This window comes from Dermabacter sp. (assembly GCF_032550575.1).
Lineage (GTDB): Bacteria > Actinomycetota > Actinomycetes > Actinomycetales > Dermabacteraceae > Dermabacter > Dermabacter hominis.
Genome location: NZ_JAWFZC010000004.1, coordinates 192,009 through 211,241, shown reverse-complemented (window position 1 = coordinate 211,241; position 19,233 = coordinate 192,009). Strand labels below are relative to the sequence as shown.

18 protein-coding genes are annotated in these 19,233 nt (G+C 63.6%); 13 read left to right on the top strand and 5 right to left on the bottom strand.

Going from position 1 to position 19,233, the window contains the following annotated elements; translation table 11 throughout:
- Positions 1-258: 258 nt before the first annotated feature.
- The 5 genes from E6X30_RS06315 to E6X30_RS06295 all read left to right on the top strand — a co-directional run bounded on the left by E6X30_RS06315 (position 259) and on the right by E6X30_RS06295 (position 7,248).
- Entirely contained in the window at positions 259-2,118 is a 1,860-nt protein-coding gene (locus E6X30_RS06315; protein ID WP_016663914.1) for a ribonucleoside triphosphate reductase, read from the top strand.
- Positions 2,115-2,915 carry an anaerobic ribonucleoside-triphosphate reductase activating protein gene (locus tag E6X30_RS06310; RefSeq protein WP_016663915.1) on the top strand — a complete coding sequence of 267 codons (801 nt, stop codon included), beginning with the start codon at positions 2,115-2,117 and terminating at the stop codon, positions 2,913-2,915. Before E6X30_RS06315 ends, E6X30_RS06310 begins: the two co-directional genes overlap by 4 nt.
- Positions 2,916-3,333: 418 nt before the next feature.
- The gene (locus E6X30_RS06305; protein ID WP_016663916.1) at positions 3,334-4,899 is read left to right on the top strand and encodes an MDR family MFS transporter; all 1,566 of its coding nucleotides are present in this window, start codon (positions 3,334-3,336) and stop codon (positions 4,897-4,899) included.
- Between the two features lie 86 nt (positions 4,900-4,985).
- Positions 4,986-5,633: a TetR/AcrR family transcriptional regulator gene (locus tag E6X30_RS06300; RefSeq protein WP_016663917.1), complete on the top strand. Its 648-nt coding sequence runs from the start codon at positions 4,986-4,988 to the stop codon at positions 5,631-5,633.
- 28 nt (positions 5,634-5,661) lie between these two features.
- Positions 5,662-7,248: a helicase HerA-like domain-containing protein gene (locus E6X30_RS06295; protein WP_016663918.1), complete on the top strand. Its 1,587-nt coding sequence runs from the start codon at positions 5,662-5,664 to the stop codon at positions 7,246-7,248.
- A gap of 282 nt (positions 7,249-7,530) precedes the next feature.
- On the opposite strand, the gene E6X30_RS06290 is transcribed toward E6X30_RS06295, so the two are convergent.
- The 3 genes from E6X30_RS06290 to E6X30_RS06280 are packed head-to-tail and all read right to left on the bottom strand — an operon-like array spanning position 7,531 to position 10,529.
- Positions 7,531-8,271 carry a phosphoglyceromutase gene (locus E6X30_RS06290; RefSeq protein ID WP_016663919.1) on the bottom strand — a complete coding sequence of 247 codons (741 nt, stop codon included), beginning with the start codon at positions 8,269-8,271 and terminating at the stop codon, positions 7,531-7,533.
- 9 nt (positions 8,272-8,280) lie between these two features.
- Positions 8,281-8,727, bottom strand: coding sequence for a D-aminoacyl-tRNA deacylase (dtd, locus tag E6X30_RS06285; protein WP_316335912.1), 447 nt, complete (start codon positions 8,725-8,727; stop codon positions 8,281-8,283).
- Positions 8,727-10,529 carry a phosphotransferase gene (locus tag E6X30_RS06280; protein WP_316335911.1) on the bottom strand — a complete coding sequence of 601 codons (1,803 nt, stop codon included), beginning with the start codon at positions 10,527-10,529 and terminating at the stop codon, positions 8,727-8,729. The genes dtd and E6X30_RS06280 overlap by 1 nt, the downstream gene beginning before the upstream one ends.
- Positions 10,530-10,616: 87 nt before the next feature.
- On the opposite strand from E6X30_RS06280, the gene E6X30_RS06275 reads away from it, so the two are divergent.
- From E6X30_RS06275 to purM, 6 genes are all read left to right on the top strand, one after another.
- Positions 10,617-11,066 carry a DUF3151 domain-containing protein gene (locus tag E6X30_RS06275; RefSeq protein WP_016663922.1) on the top strand — a complete coding sequence of 150 codons (450 nt, stop codon included), beginning with the start codon at positions 10,617-10,619 and terminating at the stop codon, positions 11,064-11,066.
- Positions 11,067-11,147: 81 nt separating this feature from the next.
- Complete coding sequence (locus E6X30_RS06270; protein ID WP_070435493.1) at positions 11,148-12,479, top strand: adenylosuccinate synthase; 1,332 nt, start codon at positions 11,148-11,150, stop codon at positions 12,477-12,479.
- The gene (locus E6X30_RS06265; RefSeq protein WP_016663924.1) at positions 12,466-12,891 is read left to right on the top strand and encodes a sterol carrier family protein; all 426 of its coding nucleotides are present in this window, start codon (positions 12,466-12,468) and stop codon (positions 12,889-12,891) included. The genes E6X30_RS06270 and E6X30_RS06265 overlap by 14 nt, the downstream gene beginning before the upstream one ends.
- A 3-nt stretch (positions 12,892-12,894) precedes the next feature.
- Positions 12,895-13,299 (top strand): hypothetical protein, encoded by a 405-nt coding sequence (locus tag E6X30_RS06260; protein ID WP_016663925.1) that lies wholly within the window; start codon positions 12,895-12,897, stop codon positions 13,297-13,299.
- A 145-nt stretch (positions 13,300-13,444) separates the two neighbouring features.
- Positions 13,445-14,920, top strand: a complete 1,476-nt coding sequence (gene purF, locus E6X30_RS06255) for an amidophosphoribosyltransferase (RefSeq protein WP_316335910.1) — start codon at positions 13,445-13,447, stop codon at positions 14,918-14,920.
- Positions 14,917-16,041 carry a phosphoribosylformylglycinamidine cyclo-ligase gene (gene purM / locus E6X30_RS06250; RefSeq protein ID WP_316335909.1) on the top strand — a complete coding sequence of 375 codons (1,125 nt, stop codon included), beginning with the start codon at positions 14,917-14,919 and terminating at the stop codon, positions 16,039-16,041. The genes purF and purM overlap by 4 nt, the downstream gene beginning before the upstream one ends.
- Positions 16,042-16,222: 181 nt before the next feature.
- On the opposite strand, the gene E6X30_RS06245 is transcribed toward purM, so the two are convergent.
- Complete coding sequence (locus tag E6X30_RS06245; protein WP_016663928.1) at positions 16,223-16,426, bottom strand: DUF3073 domain-containing protein; 204 nt, start codon at positions 16,424-16,426, stop codon at positions 16,223-16,225.
- A gap of 201 nt (positions 16,427-16,627) precedes the next feature.
- Here E6X30_RS06245 and E6X30_RS06240 point away from each other — a divergent pair, with 201 nt between their 5' ends.
- Positions 16,628-17,623, top strand: coding sequence for an alpha/beta hydrolase (locus tag E6X30_RS06240; RefSeq protein ID WP_316335908.1), 996 nt, complete (start codon positions 16,628-16,630; stop codon positions 17,621-17,623).
- On the opposite strand, the gene E6X30_RS06235 is transcribed toward E6X30_RS06240, so the two are convergent.
- Positions 17,620-18,681, bottom strand: coding sequence for a lysylphosphatidylglycerol synthase domain-containing protein (locus tag E6X30_RS06235; RefSeq protein ID WP_316335907.1), 1,062 nt, complete (start codon positions 18,679-18,681; stop codon positions 17,620-17,622). The genes E6X30_RS06240 and E6X30_RS06235 overlap by 4 nt on opposite strands.
- 101 nt (positions 18,682-18,782) lie before the next feature.
- Here E6X30_RS06235 and E6X30_RS06230 point away from each other — a divergent pair, with 101 nt between their 5' ends.
- Positions 18,783-19,121, top strand: a complete 339-nt coding sequence (locus tag E6X30_RS06230; protein ID WP_016663931.1) for a hypothetical protein — start codon at positions 18,783-18,785, stop codon at positions 19,119-19,121.
- The last annotated feature ends 112 nt before the right edge of the window (positions 19,122-19,233 follow it).

The window sequence follows — 19,233 nt, the reverse complement described above, 5'->3', positions numbered from 1 at the left end:
GGTTGGGGCGGCTGTTTGGGGGGGGGGCGCATTTAGCGACAGTCAATAAGGTGTCGCCCCGGATGCCTGCTCACCGGGACGTTCGTCCCGATCTGTGCCGCTCACACCGTCACGAAACCACTACATGTTGTGGCCTCCGCGTGTCGCGGCACAAGATGTGCCTCTCGCGAGTGAATCTAGGTGGGCAGCCGAAAGCTCCGCACGCGGGGCCTATCGGCACATCGAAGCACACCACCCCATTTGCGATAGGAGCGCACCATGCCCGCACGCCACCACGCCGAGCGCACCCTTGTAGACCCGATTTCGACGATCAATGATTATCTTGGCCGCGCCGATTGGCGCGTGAATGCGAACGCGAACCAGGGGTACAGCGTTGGCGGGCTCGTGCTCAACTCGGCGGGAAAGCTGGTCGCGAACTACTGGCTCGATGAGGTTTTCAGCGCGGAGGCTGGCCAGGCCCACCGCGAGGGCGATCTCTATATCCATGACCTCGACATGCTCACGGGATACTGTGCGGGCTGGTCGCTGCGCACGCTCTTGCAGGAGGGCTTCAATGGTGTGCCGGGCGCGATTGCCTCCGCGCCCCCGAAGCATTTTTCCAGTGCCTGCGGGCAGATCGTGAACTTCCTCGGGACGCTGCAAAATGAGTGGGCGGGTGCGCAAGCGTTCAGCTCATTCGATACCTACATGGCGCCGTTTGTGAGGCTCGATGCGATGAGCTACGAAGAGGTGCGGCAGAACATGCAGGAGCTCATCTATAACCTGAACGTTCCGAGTCGCTGGGGGAGCCAGTGCCCGTTTACGAACTTGACGTTTGATTGGAACTGCCCGGATGACCTCAAGGATCAGTATCCGCTTATTGGCTCAGAGGTGTGCGACTTTACGTACGGCGAGCTGCAAGAAGAAATGGACCTGATTAATCGCGCGTACATCGACGTGATGACGGAGGGGGACGCGAATGGTCGCGTGTTCACCTTCCCGATTCCGACGTACAACATCACGCGGGACTTTGATTGGGACTCACCGAACTCAGAGCGTCTTTTCCGGATGACCGCGAAGTACGGCCTCCCGTACTTCCAAAACTTCATCAACTCGGAGCTTGATCCCGGGCAGATTCGCTCGATGTGCTGCCGCCTCCAGCTCGATCTTCGAGAGCTCCTCAAACGCGGCAATGGCCTTTTCGGAAGCGCTGAACTCACGGGCTCGATTGGCGTGGTCACGATCAATATGGCGCGCCTGGGCTACCTCCACAAGGGTGATGAAGCCGCGCTCATGGATGCTCTCGATCGCCTCCTTGACCTGGGTAAAGACACTCTCGAGAGGCGGCGCGCGACGGTGCAGGAGCTCATCGATCGCGGGCTTTACCCGTACACGAAGCGCTACATGGGCCACCTCGGTAACCACTTCTCGACGCTCGGGGTTAATGGCATGAACGAAATGGTGCGGAACTTTACGGGTGATGCCCACAATCTCGTGACGGGCGAGGGGCGCGCGATGTGCGTGCGGATTCTCGACCATATTCGCGGGAAAATGGTCGAATTCCAGGAAGAAACCGGGAATCTCTACAACCTTGAGGCGACCCCCGCCGAAGGCGCTACCTACCGCCTCGCGAAAGCGGATCGCGAGCGCTTTCCCGCGATCATTCAAGCGGGTACCGCCGAAAACCCGTACTACACGAACTCCTCCCAAATTCCCGTGGGTGCGACCGACGATCCATTTGAAGCGTTGGAATGGCAAGACGAGCTGCAGACCAAATACACGGGCGGTACGGTTTTGCACCTGTACATGAATGAACAGATGAGTTCGCCCGAGGCGGCGAAACAGCTCGTGAAGCGTGCCCTCTCGAACTTCCATCTTCCGTATCTCACCATCACTCCAACCTTCTCGATCTGCCCGAGCCACGGCTACCTCAAGGGTGAACACCACGAGTGCCCCGCATGCGGCGACGTGTGCGAAGTATGGACGCGTGTCATGGGTTATCACCGGCCAGTAAGCTCGTTCAACATCGGGAAGAAGGGCGAGTTCGAGGAGCGTAAGTTCTTCACGGAAGGTGCGGCTGAGCGCCACGGGGAACTTCGCGCGTCCGAAGCTCGCCCGGAAACCGTCGTCCCTGCATGAGTGAGCATTCCGCAGCCCTGAGTCCGCATGATCTCGCAATTGCGGGCCTCGTGCCGCTCTCGACGGTGGATTGGCCTGGAAAGCTTGCCGCGACGCTCTTTCTCCAGGGCTGCCCGTGGCGGTGCAGCTATTGCCACAACCACGCGATCCTCGACCCCCGAACTCCGGGCACGGTCACGTGGGGCGAGGTCGAGGATCTCTTGGCAAGAAGGCGCGGGCTCCTCGATGGTGTCGTGTTTTCCGGGGGAGAGGCGACGCTCCAGCGTGCCATCATCCCTGCGTTTCAAGAGGTGCGGGCGCTTGGGTTTCGCACCGGCCTGCACACGGGAGGTGCCTTTCCGTCCCGGATTCACGACATCGTCTCCTCGGACCCAGGCGGGCCTCTCGTCGATTGGGTCGGATTTGACCTCAAAGCACCGCCCGAAGTGTTTGAGGAAACCGTCGGACTGAGAAGCGTGAACCCGAACGCGAGCCGCGCCTTTGAACGCTCACGCGAGTCGTTCCTCGCACTTGCGCGCGCCGGTGTGGAGATTGAGCTGCGCACGACCCTCACCCCGGTGCTCGCCCCGTACGCCCCGCGCATCGTTGAGGTCGCCTCGGATCTCTGGCGCGAGGCTGGGGTGGAGAGGGGAGCGCGAACGCTGATTTTTCAGCAGGCGAGGTCCGACGGCACTTCCGACACCTTTGCGCGCACGCTTCCCGAGCGCCCCCGCTGGGATCGAATGTTCGAGGCGGTGCTCGAAAGTGCGCGGACGACCGGCGACGTTGTGGGTGTTCGAGTCGAGGCTCGTGCCTAGGTAGGACCTTCTGCCGCACCTACAGGATTAGGTTGAGGGGAATCGATCCTGGGCTGGGGCGCCGATCAAGGTGTCCCCCTGTACGCTCTCTGCCGCGTGCGAGGGATCTAAACCCAACGTTTGTGGCGGAATGAGGCCGGATACCGCCACAAACGTTGGGTACAGAACCGAAGGAGGGGAGGCGAGGAGGGAAGGGGAGACGCGGCGAGGAGGGGAGGCGAGGGGGACACGGCGAGGGAAGACGAGGGGCGGGGCGCAGACGGGCCGTGAGCGAGGCGAGCCCGCCGCCCTGCTCCGTTTGTCACGTTCCGCCGCGCACCCCTTGGTGAGGCGGGCAGGAGGCGATAGTCTCCCACACGTTAAGGATTTTGCAGTCGCTGCATAATTTTTGTGGCGGTGCACGGACGAAAAGGGGACCATGTCTACATCACTTCAAACTCGCGCGGCGCGCGGCGACGCTCCCGTGGAATTCACCGGCCTCGACCGCGACGGTAAACTCGTGTTCCTCGGCCTCATGCTCGGTATGTTTGTCGCGTCGATCTCGCAGACGATCGTCGGCCCCGCCATGCCGCGCATCGTCGCCGAACTCGGCGGCATGGAGCACTACAGCTGGATCGCGACCGCGGCCATGCTCGTCTCGGCGGTCGCGGTGCCGGTCGTCGGCAAGCTCTCCGACATGTACGGCCGCAAGACGTTCTATATCGCGGGCCTCGTCGTGTTCATGATCGGTTCGGCCCTGTCCGGCATGGCCACAAACTTCTGGTTCCTTGTGTTCTCGCGTGCCGTCCAGGGCCTCGGTATGGGCACGATCATGCCGCTCAGCCAGACGATCATCGGCGACATCATCCCGCCGCGCCAGCGCGGAAAGTATCAGGGCATCATGGGTGCCGTGTTCGGCGTGTCCTCGATCGCTGGTCCGCTTTTCGGAGGCTGGGTGACCGACAACTTCGGTTGGCGCTACCTGTTCTATCTCGCCCTTCCGCTCGGTGTCGCTGCCCTCGTGTTCCTCACAAAGTTCATGCGCCTGCCGCATACGGCAAGCGCTGGAAAGTTCGACCTCATTGGCGCGCTGACTCTCACGCCCGGCCTTGTCATCGGCCTGCTCGCCGTGTCGTGGGGTGGCAATACCTACGATTGGGACTCCTCGGTCATCATCACCATGTTCGTGGCTGCGGCAATCCTCCTTGCGCTTTTCGTGGTCGTCGAGATGCGAGCGGAGAACCCGCTCGTCCCGCTCCGCATGCTCGCCGACTCCCGCATCTCCCTATCGATCCTCGCGAGCTTCGCGATCGCGGTCGCAATGTTCGGCGGAATCATCTACATCCCCGTGTTCGCGCAAGGCGTCCTCGGGGTATCCGCAACGAATTCGGGCGCGATCCTCATCCCGCTCAACGTCGCCATGATCGTGACGTCGATTCTCATGGGCATCATGATCACCAAGTGGGGCCGCTACAAGGGACTCCTCGTTCTCGGCGGTATCGTCATGAGCGTCGGATACATCCTTCTTGCAGGCCTCGACTGGCAATCCTCGCAACTGCATCTCACGCTCGTCATGATCGTGATCGGCACGGGGCTCGGCATGTGTATGCAGACCTACACCCTCATTGTCCAAAACGCCGTCGCTCGTGAGGATCTCGGTGTCGCGACGTCTGCCGTGCAGTTCTTCCGTAACGTCGGTTCGACGATCGGCACCGCCGTTCTCGGCTCCGTCATGTCGGCGAATCTCATGCCAAAGATCCAGGCGCAGCTTCCGCCGCAGGTCGCAGCCGCAATGGGAAAGATCGGTGGCGAGTCCGGCGGTAGTGCAGCGGCGATTCTTGACCCCTCGAAGCTCGAGGGCATTCCCGCCCCGATCGTCGAGGCCATTCGCCACGGCATGGGAGACGCCATGCAGGTTGTCTTCACGACGGCGGCCCCGTTCGCGGTTGTCGCTCTCGTGCTTTCCCTGTTCATCCGCCACACCGAGCTGCGCAGCACCAACTAGCGCCCGGCCATGCTGAGAGGGACCGCTTGACGGTCACCTCGAACACGAAGATGCACCGCACGTCGATACGAGGAGGCGTGATTGACATGAGCGACACAGCCGCAACGGAGAAAGAGCAGGCGTCAGACCTGGCCGCCAGCCACGAGGGTTTGCGCGAGCGAAAGAAACGCGAATCGCGCGAAGCGATGCATCTTTCGGCGCTCGAACTCGTAGCCGAGCACGGTCTTGCCCAGGTGACGGTCGATCAGATCGCGGAGAGGGCGGGGGTATGCTCGCGCACGTTCTTCAATTACTGGGGTTCCAAGGAAGCGGCCGTGCTGGGCGTCGATCCTGAACAGAGCAGTCGTTTTGTGGACATTCTTGCCTCTCGCCCCGCGCAGGAGCCCGTTCGCGACTCTATTCGTGCGCTCCTTCGCATCCACGCTGATGACGCTTCTCGTCGCAGTGACACCCGCGAGCTCACACACCGCGTGCTTTCTCGCGAGCCGCAGCTGCTGCAAATCCTCACCGACCGTAACAGGGGAGTGAGCCGCGAACTCAGCGCGGTCATCGCCGAGCGTCTCACCCCGAGCATGGGGGCGGACGACGCTCGTGATGCAGCGGCGATTCACGTTGCCTGGGGATTCGCCATGGCGCGCAGCGTCTACGCTATTGCTGTGCGCCGCGATCTCTCGCTCGCGGACGCTTTGCCGATCGTTCTCGACTTTCTTGACTCAGGTCGTGTTCGCCTCTAACTGACCACCGCGAAGGAGCTCCTACCTCATGGCCGATATCTCTCAGCCCGACACGAACGACCTCGTTGCCGCCTACGCGTTTGAGGAGCCGCGGATTCATCTCGGCGCGGTCGTCGATGGCGGCGAGCCGAACCCCGAAGCGCCGCTTTACATGCCACTCGGAATGCTCAATAGGCACGGTTTGATCGCCGGCGCTACCGGCACCGGCAAAACAAAAACTTTGCAGCTCATCGCGGAGCAAATCGCGGCCGCCGGTACCTCCGTTTTCGTCGCGGATATGAAGGGTGACCTTTCCGGCATTGCTGTTCCCGGGCAGGCGTCGGAAAAACTCACCGAACGTGCGAAGGCTCGCGCCCAAGACTGGGTATCTCGCGCTGGCACCACCGAATTCTTTTCGCTGGGTGGACACGGTAAGGGCGTGCCGATTCGCACGACGGTTACCGAATTCGGGCCGGTTCTCCTCTCGAAGGTGCTGGGTCTCAACGAGACTCAGGAATCCTCCCTTTCGCTTATCTTTCACTACGCTGACCAGACTGGCCTTGCCCTCCTCGACCTCAAGGATCTGCGCGCCCTCATCCAGTACCTCACGACCGATGGCAAGGATGAGCTCAAGAGCATCGGCGGTATTTCCACCGCGACCGCCGGCGTTATTCTGCGCAACCTCACCCAGTTCGAAAACTCCGGTGCAGACGTGTTTTTTGGAGAGCCGGCTTTCAACGTCGAGCATTTCCTCCGGAAAGATTCCGACGGTCGCGGGATCATCTCGTGTCTCGAACTTCCCGGCGTTGCCGAGCGGCCAGAAGTGTTTTCAACCTTCATGATGTGGATGCTCGCTGAGCTCTACCAGGTGCTGCCGGAAGTGGGCGATCTTCCCCAGCCGAAACTCGTGTTCTTCCTCGACGAGGCGCATCTGCTTTTCAAGGGCGCATCCAGTGCCTTTATCGACCAAGTCATCCAAACCGTGAGGCTTATTCGCTCCAAGGGCGTCGGCGTATTCTTCATTACCCAATCGCCCAAGGACATTCCCGCCGACGTTCTCGCGCAGCTCGGCAACCGCGTCCAGCACGCTTTGCGCGCCTTCACGCCCGATGACGCAAAGGCCATCAAGAAAGCAGTCGCCACCTACCCCACAACCGAGTACGACCTTGAAAAGCTCTTGACCTCCCTCGGCACGGGCGAAGCGGTCGTCACCGTCATGAACGAGAAGGGCGCGCCGAGCCCCGTGGCCTACGCCGCGATGCGCGCTCCCGAATCCTCGATGGAGCCCGCGCCTGAAGCTGAGATCGATCGGATTATCGCGTCCAGCCAGATCGCGGTCCAGTACAGCACTGTTGTGGATCGCGAAAGCGCGTACGAGATCCTCAAGGCGCGTGCGGAGGGTGGCCAGGTCGGGCAGGGGGAGTCCGACGTTTCCCCGGCAGCCGTCGGAACTGAAAAGCCCGGTGCAGGCGCAGCCCCCGCTGCGAAGGCGAAGCCCGCGAAGGAAGAGCCTGGATTGGTGGAGAAGATCGCGGGCAATAGCGCGGTCAAGAGTTTCTTTCGTTCGGCGGGGACGGTGCTCGGGCGTGAGATTACGCGTTCGCTGTTCGGGACGACTCGCAAGCGTCGCCGATAATGGGCGACTGGAGCGCTGGTGCCTACGAACGTATCGGCGGCGCCGGCGCTATGGGACGTCCCGGAAGCCTCGGCGCTCGCGCCTTACCCGCGCTGAATCGGCAGCGCTGAATCGGCACTAAACCCCCACAACTCCTATGCAATTCGAAAAGGGGGGGGAAGCGAAGGCCCCGGGATCCGAGAGGATCTCCGGGGCCTCGTGTGTAGGCAACCGTCGGAACTCGAGAGGTTACGGGGCGGGCGTGAGCCCGAAACCCCCACAACCCCTATGCAATCCGAGAGTCTACTTTTTACCCTGGTTGGCGACGGCCTCTGCCGCCTTACGCGCGGCCTCCTCATCGAGGTAGCGACCGCCCTTGGTGACAGGCTTGAAGTTTTCGTCGAGCTCGTAAACGAGCGGCTGGCCGGTCGGGATGTTGAGGCCGACGATGTCTTCGTCAGAGATGTCGTCGAGGTACTTCACGAGGGCGCGAAGCGAGTTGCCGTGCGCAGCCACGAGAACGGTCTTGCCGGCGGCGAGGTCGGGCTTGATGCCCTCTTCCCAGTAGGGGAGGAAGCGCGCGATGACGTCCTTGAGGCACTCGGCCTTCGGAACCTCGGTGCCCTCGTAGCGGGGGTCGCCGTCCTGGCTGAACTCGCTGCCTTCCTCGATGGCGGGCGGCGGAACATCGAACGAGCGGCGCCACAGCATGAACTGCTCGTCGCCGTACTTGTCGCGGGTCTCGGCCTTGTCGAGACCCTGAAGCGCGCCGTAGTGACGCTCGTTGAGGCGCCAATCGCGCTTCACGGGGATCCAGTGGCGATCAGCGGCATCAAGCGCGAGGTTCGCGGTCATGATGGCGCGGCGCAGGAGCGACGTGTGCACAACGTCGGGAAGGATGCCCGATTCCTTGATGAGCTCGCCGCCATGAGTGGCTTCACCGCGGCCCTTCTCCGAAAGAGGAACGTCGACCCAACCGGTGAACAGGTTCTTTTGATTCCATTCGCTCTCGCCGTGGCGGAGCAGTACCAGTGTGTATGTCATGCTTCCACCCTACTCGGTCTCGATGAGTATCGTCATGGGACCATCGTTCGTGATACTGACCTGCATGTGTGCGCCGAACTCGCCCTCGTACACGGTGAGGCCACGCTCGCGCACCCTGTCAATGACCTGCTGCACGAGCGGCTCCGCAACGGGCCCGGGAGCGGCTTTGTTCCAGCTCGGGCGGCGCCCCTTGCGCACGTCCGCATACAGCGTGAACTGGGAAATGATCATGACGGGCGCGCTCTTATCGAGCGCGGATTTTTCGTCGTCGAGGATGCGCAGTTCGCAGATCTTCCGCGCCATGGTCTCGACCGCGCTCTCGCCGTCGTCGTGGGTGATGCCCAGCAGCACGACGAGGCCCTCGCCCTCGAACTCGCCTGTTGTGCGTCGGGGGCTGTCGTGAGTATCGAGCACCTCGACCTTCGCTCCGTTCACCTTCTGAACGATCGCGCGCATCAGCTCTCTCCTTCCTCGTTGGCCTTTGCTGGAGGATCCTCGGCAGCGTCGGCGCGGTGAGTATTACGCCGCACGGGTTCCGACGGTTGCGCCGCCTCCATCGACTTCAGGAATGTGTGGCGTGCGGGGCGCACGTGAGGGCGTCGCCGCATTCCCGGCACGTAGACGGGGGTGGGCGGGGACATCGTGATGCCCGCGCGCCCGAAGTGTTCGTGGGGCTGTTCGTTGGCGCCGCCGAGCGCGAGTTCCATTTGCTGACCGGACAGCTCGGGAATCGGCGGGAGCGGAATCGTCGGATCCTGCTCGAAGTGGGCGGCGCCGTGGGCGAACGAGGTGTCGGCGCTCGGAACGGATGGCACGATGATCGGCGACGGCGAGGGGGCCTGTGCCGGTTGTTCGGCTGGCGCGCCATCGGCGTCGCCCGCCGGAGCACTCGTCGCCTCGGCATTCGTCGTGGCATCGGTGCGTGGCCGGGTGGCGTCGGATCCGGAAATGAGCCCGCCCGGCATGGGCCCCACGTAGTGCGGCCCATACTCGGCGACCTGCACCCACGTTTCGGCAACGCGAACCATCGCTTCCGTGGCGCGCTCCCAATCGGGTTCCTGCTGGCGGTGCGGGCCCGTTGCGAGGGAAAGGACGACGCCGGCGGCGCGCAGCGCGAGTTCTTGCGGATCAACGCGGTTCGCGAAAACGGGATACCACGTGCGAATCGCCTCCGCGACCCGTTCGTGAATGTCGAGTGTCAGGCGACCCTGATTCGCGTAGTCGCCAAGCACGGAGAGGTGGGCGCACAGGCACGCGAGGTCGTCGGCGCGGCGGCCTGGACCAACCCCGTCAATGTCGAGGACGCCAACGACGCGGGAATTGTCCACGAACACTTGCGCCTCGTAAAAGTCGCCGTGGACGACTTCGGTGGGCTCGAGACCAATGCGACGCTCGACGTCGGCGAGGCCCAGCTCGATGCGGTACACGAGGACATCGAGGCGGTCTTTGAGGGAGGGGAGGCTCGAGGCGACAACACCAGCGTAAAACTCGGCGGAATCGGTCCACGGCGGGCGCACGGGCTGATCCATGAGGGAGACGGGGAGGCGGTCGAGCATCGCGACGAGATCCTCGGCATGGCACGCGCGCTCGCCCTCTTCGATCACCGCCTTCGCGAGAACCGTGCCGGGCAGCTCGGCGAGCACGACAAGGCCGTCCGTCGAGCCGAGAACGGCGGGCACGGGAACACCTGCCTCGAGCAGGCTGTGGTGGAGGTTGACGACGCTCGAGGTCGTGTGCGGCTGGAACACCTTGAGGAACACGTTGCGGTCGGCGAGGGTGGCCTTGAGCACGGCGCGGCGACCGGGGCGGTAGCTCACAACCTCAACCGGCACGGGGGTGCCCTCCGCGAAGCCCGTGGCAACACCGAGACGGGCGAGGGTTTCGTGGAGAACATCCGGGTAGCACACCTGCGGGAGCATCGGCAGCCACGGGTCGTGGGGGTAGCGCCACACGCGCACGTTCATGTCGCCGTCGGTCATCACGAGGGACTGCTCGGGGGCGAGCACGTTCTTTTCCTGCTCACCGATGTGGGCACTCACGCCGAAGAGCTCATCGCGAGGTTCAGCCTCGGCGCCGTCAAGCTCCACCCAGCGCACCTTCGTGCGGAACATTGCTTTCGTGGAGCGCGAAGGGCGGTGGTCGACGTGGTCGAGCGTCCATTCGACGAGCTCGCCGCCCGCGTTGGTGACGGCCGCCTCGAGCACACCTCCGGCCTGGGGCCCCGTGAGAAGCTCGGAACCGTCAAGGGTCTCTGTCATGCCCCCATTGTTGCAGGTTGTGGCCGGGCCCTTCTAAACAGCCGTGTACGCAGGGTGTATGGCACAGACACTTTGTAGGGTGGGGGTATGAGTGAAAACACGACCTCCCGCCCTCGCCCCGAGCTTGGCGGCAACCTGCTTGGCCCGAAGCCGACCTTCCTGCCCGACGAGCTCGATCGCCCCGTTCGCGACCGCGAAGGTGACGACCCGAAGAAGGTCGCTGCTGACCACCCCACCTCCCCGCTCGCCTGGGCGCTCCTCGCCCAGGAGTCAAGTGCCGACGGCGATACGATCGAGGCCTACGCATTCGCGCGCGTCGGCTACCACCGCGGTCTCGACGCGCTGCGCCGCGCCGGCTGGCGAGGCCAGGGTGAAGTCCCCGCCTCCCACGAACCAAACCGCGGTTTTCTTCTGTGTCTCCTGCACCTTGCGCGTGCCGCAGAAGCGATCGGCGAGACCGGCGAGGTAGAACGCCTGAGGGATTTCATCGCCGAATCCGACCCGAGCCTGAGCGACGCCACAACGCTCGCCCCTTAACGTCGGCAATCACCCCGCGTAAAATAGGCCTTTGCTGTTTCGCTACCGCGCGCACCAGGACGCCGCGCACAAGGAGATGTCATGCCCGCGATCGTGATCGTTGGAGCCCAGTGGGGCGATGAAGGAAAGGGAAAGGCAACCGATCTTCTCGGCGATCGCGTCGACTACGTTGTCAAGCCCAACGGCGGCAACAACGCGGGGCACACGGTCGTCGTCCACGGCGAAAAGTTCGAGCTTAAACTCCTCCCCGCGGGGATTCTGTCGCCGAACGCGACGCCCGTGATCGGCAACGGCGTGGTCGTGAACCTCGATGCGCTCTTCGAGGAAATCGACACTCTTGAATCGCGCGGCGTCGACACCTCGCACTTGCGCATTTCCGCGAACGCGCACATCGTTGCCCCCTTCCACCAAACGATGGACCGCGTCACCGAGCGCTTCCTCGGCAAGCGCGCGATCGGCACGACCGGCCGCGGCATCGGGCCCGCCTACATGGACAAAGTGGGGCGCCTCGGCATCCGCGTTCAGGACCTATTCGACGAGTCGATCCTGCGCCAAAAGGTTGAAGGCTCGCTTCGCCAGAAGAATGGCGTGCTCGTGAAGCTCTACAACCGTCGGGCCGTAGAGGTTGAGGAGATCGTGGCAGGCCTTCTCCAGTACGCGGAGCGGATCCGCCCCATGGTCGTGGACACGACCGAGATGCTGAACTCGGCGCTCGACCGAGGTGAGCTCGTGCTCATGGAGGGCGGCCAAGCGACCTACCTCGACGTGGACCACGGCACGTACCCGTTCGTGACGAGCTCGAACCCCACCGCGGGTGGCGCGTGCACGGGTTCCGGTATCGGCCCGACGCGCATCGACCGCGCGATCGGCATCGTCAAGGCGTACACGACGCGTGTGGGCGCTGGTCCGTTCCCCACGGAACTCTTCGATAGATGGGGCGAATACCTTCAGCAGAAGGGCCACGAAGTGGGCGTCAATACGGGGCGACCGCGCCGTTGCGGCTGGTACGACGCCCTCATGATTCGCCACGCCGTGCGCATCAACGGTTTCACCGATCTCGTGCTCACGAAGCTCGACATTCTCACGGGTCTCGACGAGGTGCCGATCTGCACCGCCTACGAGATCGATGGCGAAATCCATCGAGACATGCCCATGACGCAAACTGAGTTCCACCACGCGAAGCCCGTGTACGAGACGATGCCCGGGTGGAGCGAAGACATCTCGAAGGCTCGCACGTTCGAGCAGCTTCCGATCGAGGCACAAAACTACGTGCGCCGACTCGAGGAACTTGCCGGCTGCCGCATTTCGGCGATCGGTGTTGGCCCGGACCGCGATGACACGATCGCGGTGCACTCGCTCATTCCCGGCGAGGAACGCCTCGCGGGTGAAGGGTCCGACGGTGCCGGCGCGTAAGCCGATCCCGATCTCCGACGGCACGGCCGCGATCCGTTCGTGGTGCGAGAACGGCAAAGACACGGCGAGACCTACCCTCGCGCTCGCGGTGCGATTCACCCTCCAGGCGCTCGCCGAGGAATACCCGGGCGGCGCCGTCGAACTGCGCGTTCCACCGTTCGGCGCCGTGCAGATCATAGAGGGCACGAGCCACACGCGCGGAACCCCGCCCGCAGTCGTGGAGATGGATGCAGCAACCTGGATGCGCCTTGCGACGGGTGAGCTGACGTGGGCAGAGGGCCGCGCGAAAGGCGGCGGTGTGAGCGCATCCGGCGAACGCAGCGACCTCTCTGAAATTCTGCCCGTGCCGATCGCCCGGAGAATCGCCGCTGAAGAAGCGCCCGCCCGCCCCACTACGACCGAGGAGAATTAACACGTGACGAGCGAGAACACGCCCGAAGCCGGCTCCCTCCCCGCCGATGCCTCCGACGCACACGTCGAGCATCACGGACAGGACGATAGCCAGGCGAATGTTGAGGCCGCTGCGCCAGCTGAGGTCGACTCCGACGATGCGGGTGCCGCGGGCGCGGATCCTCACGCGACGCCGATGCCAACAGCGCTCTTCGTGAGGCGTGAACGCCGCATGAATCTCGGTGGGTGGGTCGTGCTCGCCCTCGTGCTCGGAGCCCTTTCCGGGCTCGTGTGGGGCATGTTCCGGGGTGTTTTCGATGTGGCGCCGCTCGTGATCGCCGCGCTCTACGGGGTTCTCTTTATCGGGGGTGCCCTCGCCCTTCTCGCCGTGATCATCGATTGGCTCCTCGAGCGCACGCGCGCGAAATAGATAACCTGAATTGCATAGGGGTTGTGGGGGTTTCGGAAGCGGATCAAACCCCCGCAACGTCTATGCAATTGGTCGGGCCTCGTGGCAAAACCCCCACAGTCTCTATGCAATTCACGAGGGGCGTGTGCCGTATTAGACTGGATTAGTGCTACCCGCAGACGGACGACTTACCCACGACCTCCTTCCCGACGATCGCCAACCGAAAGACGAATGCGGCGTTTTTGGCGTGTTCGCGCCAGGAGAAGACGTCGCCACCCTCACCTACTTCGGGCTCTATGCGCTTCAGCACCGCGGCCAGGAGTCGGCGGGCATCGCGACCTCAAACGGCGAAAAGATCCTCGTCTACAAAGACATGGGTCTCGTCTCGCAAGTGTTCGACGAAGGCAATCTCAAGACTCTTCAGGGCCACATGGCCGTGGGCCACACGCGCTATTCCACGACCGGGGCAAGCCACTGGGTGAATGCCCAGCCGACGCTCGGCCCTCGCCCCGATGGCACGATCGCCCTCGCCCACAATGGCAACCTCGTGAACACCCTCGAGCTCCTCGAGCTTCTCCACGAGCGCCAGGGCAGCGCGAAAATCGGTGAGCTCAAGCAGGGCAACACGACCGACACGGCGATCGTGACGGCGCTTCTCAATCACGACGGGAGCCTCGAGGAGAACCTCAAAGACCTCATGGGCCGTATCCGCGGTGCCTACTGCTTCGTGCTCATGAATGAAAAGACCCTGTACGCGGCGCGCGACCCGCAAGGCATCCGCCCGCTCGTGCTCGGCAGGCTGTCGAACGGGTGGGTTGTGGCCTCCGAGACCGCCGCCCTCGACATTTGCGGCGCGAGCTTCGTGCGCGAAGTAGCGCCCGGCGAGCTCATCGCGATTGACGAAGACGGCTTGCGCTGCGAGCAGGTCCTCGAACCCGCGCGCAAGAGCTGCGTATTCGAGTACGTCTACCTCTCGCGCCCTGACACGAACCTCAATGGGCGGAGCGTGAACGAGCCGCGCATCGAGATGGGGCGCGAGCTTGCGCGCGAACACCCCGTCGACGCTGACCTCGTGATCCCCACGCCCGAATCGGGCACACCCGCCGCGATCGGGTACGCCCAAGAATCCGGCATCCCCTACGGGCAGGGCATGGTCAAGAACGCCTACGTGGGTCGCACGTTCATCCAGCCCACGCAAACACTTCGACAGCTCGGTATTCGCCTCAAGCTCAACCCGCTTCGCGAAGTTATCGAGGGCAAGCGCCTCGTGGTTATCGACGATTCAATCGTGCGCGGCAACACGCAGCGAGCCGTGGTTCGCATGCTCCGCGAGGCGGGCGCGAGCGAGGTGCACGTACGGATCAGCTCACCGCCTGTGAAGTGGCCCTGCTATTACGGCATCGACTTTGCGGATCGCGCCCAACTCATTGCCAACGGTCTTGATACCGAAGAGATCTGCCGGTCGATCGGTGCCGACTCCCTCGGATACATCAGCTTTGACGGCATGGTCCGCGCGACCGCGCAACAACCGAACCAGCTGTGCTCTGCATGCTTCACCGGGGAATATCCCATCCCACTGCCCGCTCCCGATTCCGAGGGCCGCGAACTGCTTGGCATGGCCGACAAGGAGATCCAGAAATGACCAACGCACCGAAAGGCGAGGGCCTCACCTACGCCGCTGCCGGCGTCGACACGCACGCGGGGGACCGCGCCGTCGAACTCATGAAGGCCGCCGTAAAAAAGACCCACGGCGCGAGCGTCGTGGACGGTGTTGGCGGCTTCGCCGGTCTCATCGACGTGAGTGCACTCAAAAACTACGAGCGGCCCTTGCTCGCCTCGAGTACCGACGGCGTGGGGACGAAAATCGCGATCGCCCAGGCGCTCGATGTGCACGACACGATCGGTCAGGACCTCGTGGCGATGGTCGTAGACGACATCGTCGTGAGCGGTGCGAAACCGCTCGCCATGACCGACTACATCGCGTGCGGGAAGGTTCACCCCGAGCGGATCGCCAACATCGTGCGCGGCATCGCCGAGGGCTGCATCCTTGCCGAGACCGCACTCGTGGGCGGCGAAACGGCCGAGCACCCCGGCCTCATGGGCGAGAATGATTACGACGTGGCGGGCGCAGCCGTCGGCGTCGTCGAAGCCTCCCAGATGCTCGGCGCCGAGCGTGTGAAAGCCGGCGACGTTCTCATCGGCATGGACTCCAGCGGCCTGCACTCCAACGGCTATTCCCTCGTGCGCGCCGTCGTCGACCACGCAGGGCTGAGCCTTGACCAACACATCGACGATTTCGGCAAGACCCTCGGCGAGGAACTCCTTACCCCGACCCACATCTACAGCGCACAGATCCTGCGCGTACTCGAGAAGGCAGGCGTCGGAAACCTCCACGCACTCTCTCATGTGACGGGCGGTGGCCTTGCCGCGAATCTTGCCCGTGTGATTCCCACCGATTGTGGCGCTCACGTTCGCCGTGGCTCTTGGGAGCCCGGTGCGGTGTTCCGCGCGATTGGCGAGTGGGGAAATGTGCCGCTCGCGGACCTCGAGGCGACTCTCAACATGGGTATTGGCATGGTCGCGGTCGTGAGCGAAGAAAGCGCCGACGCGATTGTGCGGCATTTTGAGGCCGAGGGCGTGCGCTCGCGAGTGATCGGCGAGGTCACCCGGCGCGAGGAGCTTGCGCAGCCGCGCGGCGAAAGCGATGTGCTCGTGCAGGGGGCGAAGGGGGCGCACGGCGGCCCCGTCCTCGTCACTACGTAACTGTCCCCAAAAATCTGAATTGCATAGGCGCTGCGGGGGTTTTGGGCGCGAACTAAACCCCCACAAACCCTATGCAATTCGAGGGGGCGGGCTTCACCGCATAAAAAATGACGCCCCCAAACGGCTGTAGTTCTCGCGAATTACCTTCGTTTGGCGGCGTCAGTTCACAATGAAGGGGCGGTCAGGACTCCTCGTCCTCGTCAGCCCAGTCGTCGTACTCGCTTGCCCACTTGTCTTCGTAGCGGTCATCTTCGTCCCACGAAGCGGACTCGTTCTTTTTCCCGCTCAGCTCACGCTGAAGAGCGTTGAGATCCGTGGGCGGGCTGTAGTACTTGAGGTCCCGAGCAATCTTGGCCTGCTTGGCTTTCTGACGGCCACGACCCATAGGTACGACCCCCTGTGCGTCGAACATGCGGGCGTCTTTCGCCCTGGAGAGTAAGTTTCGGACTCTAGGTTACACTGCGGCGCCTGGGACTTAAAGTAGAAGCAGGCCCGCGCGGGGCCACGTCACACCCGACGGCGGCTCCGTCACCGGGAAAAATGCTCTGCTACCGAGTGCGAATAGCGACGAAAGAAAGCCCCAGTCATGTCCGCCGAACACGACCGCACCTATCCGCCCGTTGACGATTCAGCTCTCGTCGCGCACGGTTTTGGCATCACCCACCACGACGGCGGCGAGGATGCACTCGGGCCGTGGGGATTCACGACGATCGCGCGGCCCGCACCGAAAGAGCGGGCGACGGGCGCCATAGCGTTGTACCTCCACGGCTGGAGCGACTACTTCTTTCACCCGCACGTCGCGAACTTCTTTAACGACCGCGGCTACGATTTTTGGGCGATCGACCTGCGCCGAAACGGTCGTTCGCTGCGCGAGGGAGATGTGGCGACCGCGATTGGCGACCTAAGCGACTACGCAGAGGAGATCAGCCGCACGATCGACATGGCGAGCACGGCCGCCCGCGAGCGTGGCCTCACCCCAAAGAAACCGGTCATCTATGCCCACTCGACGGGAGGGATCACGACGGTCACCTGGGCGGCGAGGAACCCGGGGCAAGCGTCGGCCCTTCTGCTCAATTCGCCGTGGCTCGAACTGCATGGCGGGCCGCTCGTGCGGCGAGCACTCCTTCCTATGCTCGAGGCGCTCGCGCGCACGCAGCCCCTCCGCACGGTGGTTCCGGGCACGCCCGATTTTTATGCCCGCACGCTTCACACGCACTTTGGGGGTCAGTGGGATTGGCATGTGCCGTACAAGCCGTTCGAGTCGTTCCCGATGCCGGCATGCACACTCGCTGCCGTTGCACGGGCCCAGAATCAGCTCGCGAGCGGGCTCAATATTCGCGAACCCATTTTCATGACGGCATCGACGCGCTCGGCTCTCGTCCCCTTCTTCAGCCGCCGCGCCTACACGAGCGATGCGATCTTGAACGCCGAGGATCAGGTGAAGAACGCCCGACATGCGGGCCCTGATCTCACCGTTGCCCGAATCCCGGGAGCGACGCACGACATGGCGCTCGCGCTCGAGGCGCCGCGCAAGCTGTTTTTCCATGAGCTTGCGGCGTACATGGATAGCCGCGGGCTTTAGGAGCTGCGCCGCGCGATGTCCGCGCGAGAGTTGTGGACGCTTACGGGGATGGCGAGCGCACCGGCGACGACCGGGGTGAGGACCTGGCTGAGGGTGAAGGTGAGGGCGCAGGACACGGCCGCGGCGTTTGGTGCGCCGCATTGCACGAGGGCCCACGCGACGCCGACGTCGATCACGCCGATGCCTCCCGGCGTGAGAGGGATGAGGGCGAGTAAGCGGCTGAGGGCATAGATGCCGAAGAGGAGGAGCGGGCTGATGGTGAAGCCGTAGCCGAACGTGCACCAGACAATGAACGCGAGGCCCTGCACGATGCGCGCAATGGTGGGGGTGCCGAGGATCAAGGCGCGTGAACCCTGAGCGTCGGAGATCGCCATGTCGCGCGTGGCGAGGGCGGGTGTGACGATGTCGCGGCTTCGCCCGCCGTAGCCTTCGTGGAAGGCGTCGGTGATCGTTTGCACGCGCTCGAGGAGTGTGCGCAGCAGTGTTTCGCTCGAGGCTAGTCCGAGCGCCGTGCTCGTGAGGGCGAGGCTGAGCGCAGCGGCAACGATGAGGGCGATGCGGACCCACAGCGGAATGTCGAGCGGGGCGAGAGCGAGGAGCGTGACGGCGAGGATCGGCAGGAGGATCTGCGCGAGGATGTCGGCGATCGAAGCCAGGAGGGTGCCCGAGGCGATCGTTTTCGCGCTCGCCCCCGCGCGTTTGAGTCGAGCGTAGATAAGGCCGAGGGAGATGGTCGATCCCATCGGGATTGCGACGGTGACGGCTTGGGCAACAGCATTCGTTTCGGCGCTGGCCCTGAGGCTCACGCCGCGAAAGCAGGCGGAAAAACCGATTGAGTCGATCGCGAGGACGACAAGCGCGACAGCGAGGAGCGCGAGGACCCACCACGCGCTGATCCCGGTGAAGGACGCGAAAATGTGTGTCCACGATGTGTCGAGAGCGCGGGGGATGAGCCACACGATCAGGATTGCTGCGAGGGCAATGGAGCCGACGGCGAGCAGGGCGCGCGTAAGTTTTTGTTCGCGTGTGAGGGGCGTGGGGCTGGAGGAGTCGTTCATCGCGGACCATTCTCGCAGAAACGCGCGGTCTCGACGTGATGCGAGCGACCCCGTCGGGGCCCCTGAGTTTAAATGTCTCACCCCTTTCGTAGAGTGGAGTCATGCATACGTTCATGATGATTTTTGTTTTCCTCCACATCCTTTGTTGGGCCGGCGCCTTCGGCATGTGGATCGCCGCTGCCAAGAACCGCCAGCCTCGTCCCGGCATGGCGCACATGGCCGCTGCCGCACCCGTGTTTGGCCTGATCGCCGCCCTCATTGGGATCGCCGCAGACATGGGTATCAACCACATGGTGATCGGTATCAAGCTTGTGCTGTCGGTCATCGTTGCGGTGTGTGCGTTCATCGCGATCAAGAAGCGCGAAGCAACGCCCGCGCCGGTCTGGTTCGCGATTCCTACGGGCATCGTCGTGAATATCGCGGTTGCGCTGTTCATGTGAGAGCGCGTGTAAGCGCCTCCGTGCACGGGCATATCGCCGCACGGGGTAGGCCCGCAGCGCATGAACCTGTGCATGCGCGCCCACGCATCCGTTAACTATCCGCCCTATCCGT

Bases quoted from the DNA above. Each gene is read 5' to 3' on its own strand.
- E6X30_RS06315 (WP_016663914.1), top strand. From the start codon at position 259: ATGCCCGCACGCCACCACGCCGAGCGCACCCTTGTAGACCCGATTTCG.
- E6X30_RS06310 (WP_016663915.1), top strand. From the start codon at position 2,115: ATGAGTGAGCATTCCGCAGCCCTGAGTCCGCATGATCTCGCAATTGCG.
- E6X30_RS06305 (WP_016663916.1), top strand. From the start codon at position 3,334: ATGTCTACATCACTTCAAACTCGCGCGGCGCGCGGCGACGCTCCCGTG.
- E6X30_RS06300 (WP_016663917.1), top strand. From the start codon at position 4,986: ATGAGCGACACAGCCGCAACGGAGAAAGAGCAGGCGTCAGACCTGGCC.
- E6X30_RS06295 (WP_016663918.1), top strand. From the start codon at position 5,662: ATGGCCGATATCTCTCAGCCCGACACGAACGACCTCGTTGCCGCCTAC.
- E6X30_RS06290 (WP_016663919.1), bottom strand. From the start codon at position 8,271: ATGACATACACACTGGTACTGCTCCGCCACGGCGAGAGCGAATGGAAT.
- dtd (WP_316335912.1), bottom strand. From the start codon at position 8,727: ATGCGCGCGATCGTTCAGAAGGTGAACGGAGCGAAGGTCGAGGTGCTC.
- E6X30_RS06280 (WP_316335911.1), bottom strand. From the start codon at position 10,529: ATGACAGAGACCCTTGACGGTTCCGAGCTTCTCACGGGGCCCCAGGCC.
- E6X30_RS06275 (WP_016663922.1), top strand. From the start codon at position 10,617: ATGAGTGAAAACACGACCTCCCGCCCTCGCCCCGAGCTTGGCGGCAAC.
- E6X30_RS06270 (WP_070435493.1), top strand. From the start codon at position 11,148: ATGCCCGCGATCGTGATCGTTGGAGCCCAGTGGGGCGATGAAGGAAAG.
- purM (WP_316335909.1), top strand. From the start codon at position 14,917: ATGACCAACGCACCGAAAGGCGAGGGCCTCACCTACGCCGCTGCCGGC.
- E6X30_RS06245 (WP_016663928.1), bottom strand. From the start codon at position 16,426: ATGGGTCGTGGCCGTCAGAAAGCCAAGCAGGCCAAGATTGCTCGGGAC.
- E6X30_RS06240 (WP_316335908.1), top strand. From the start codon at position 16,628: ATGTCCGCCGAACACGACCGCACCTATCCGCCCGTTGACGATTCAGCT.
- E6X30_RS06235 (WP_316335907.1), bottom strand. From the start codon at position 18,681: ATGAACGACTCCTCCAGCCCCACGCCCCTCACACGCGAACAAAAACTT.
- E6X30_RS06230 (WP_016663931.1), top strand. From the start codon at position 18,783: ATGCATACGTTCATGATGATTTTTGTTTTCCTCCACATCCTTTGTTGG.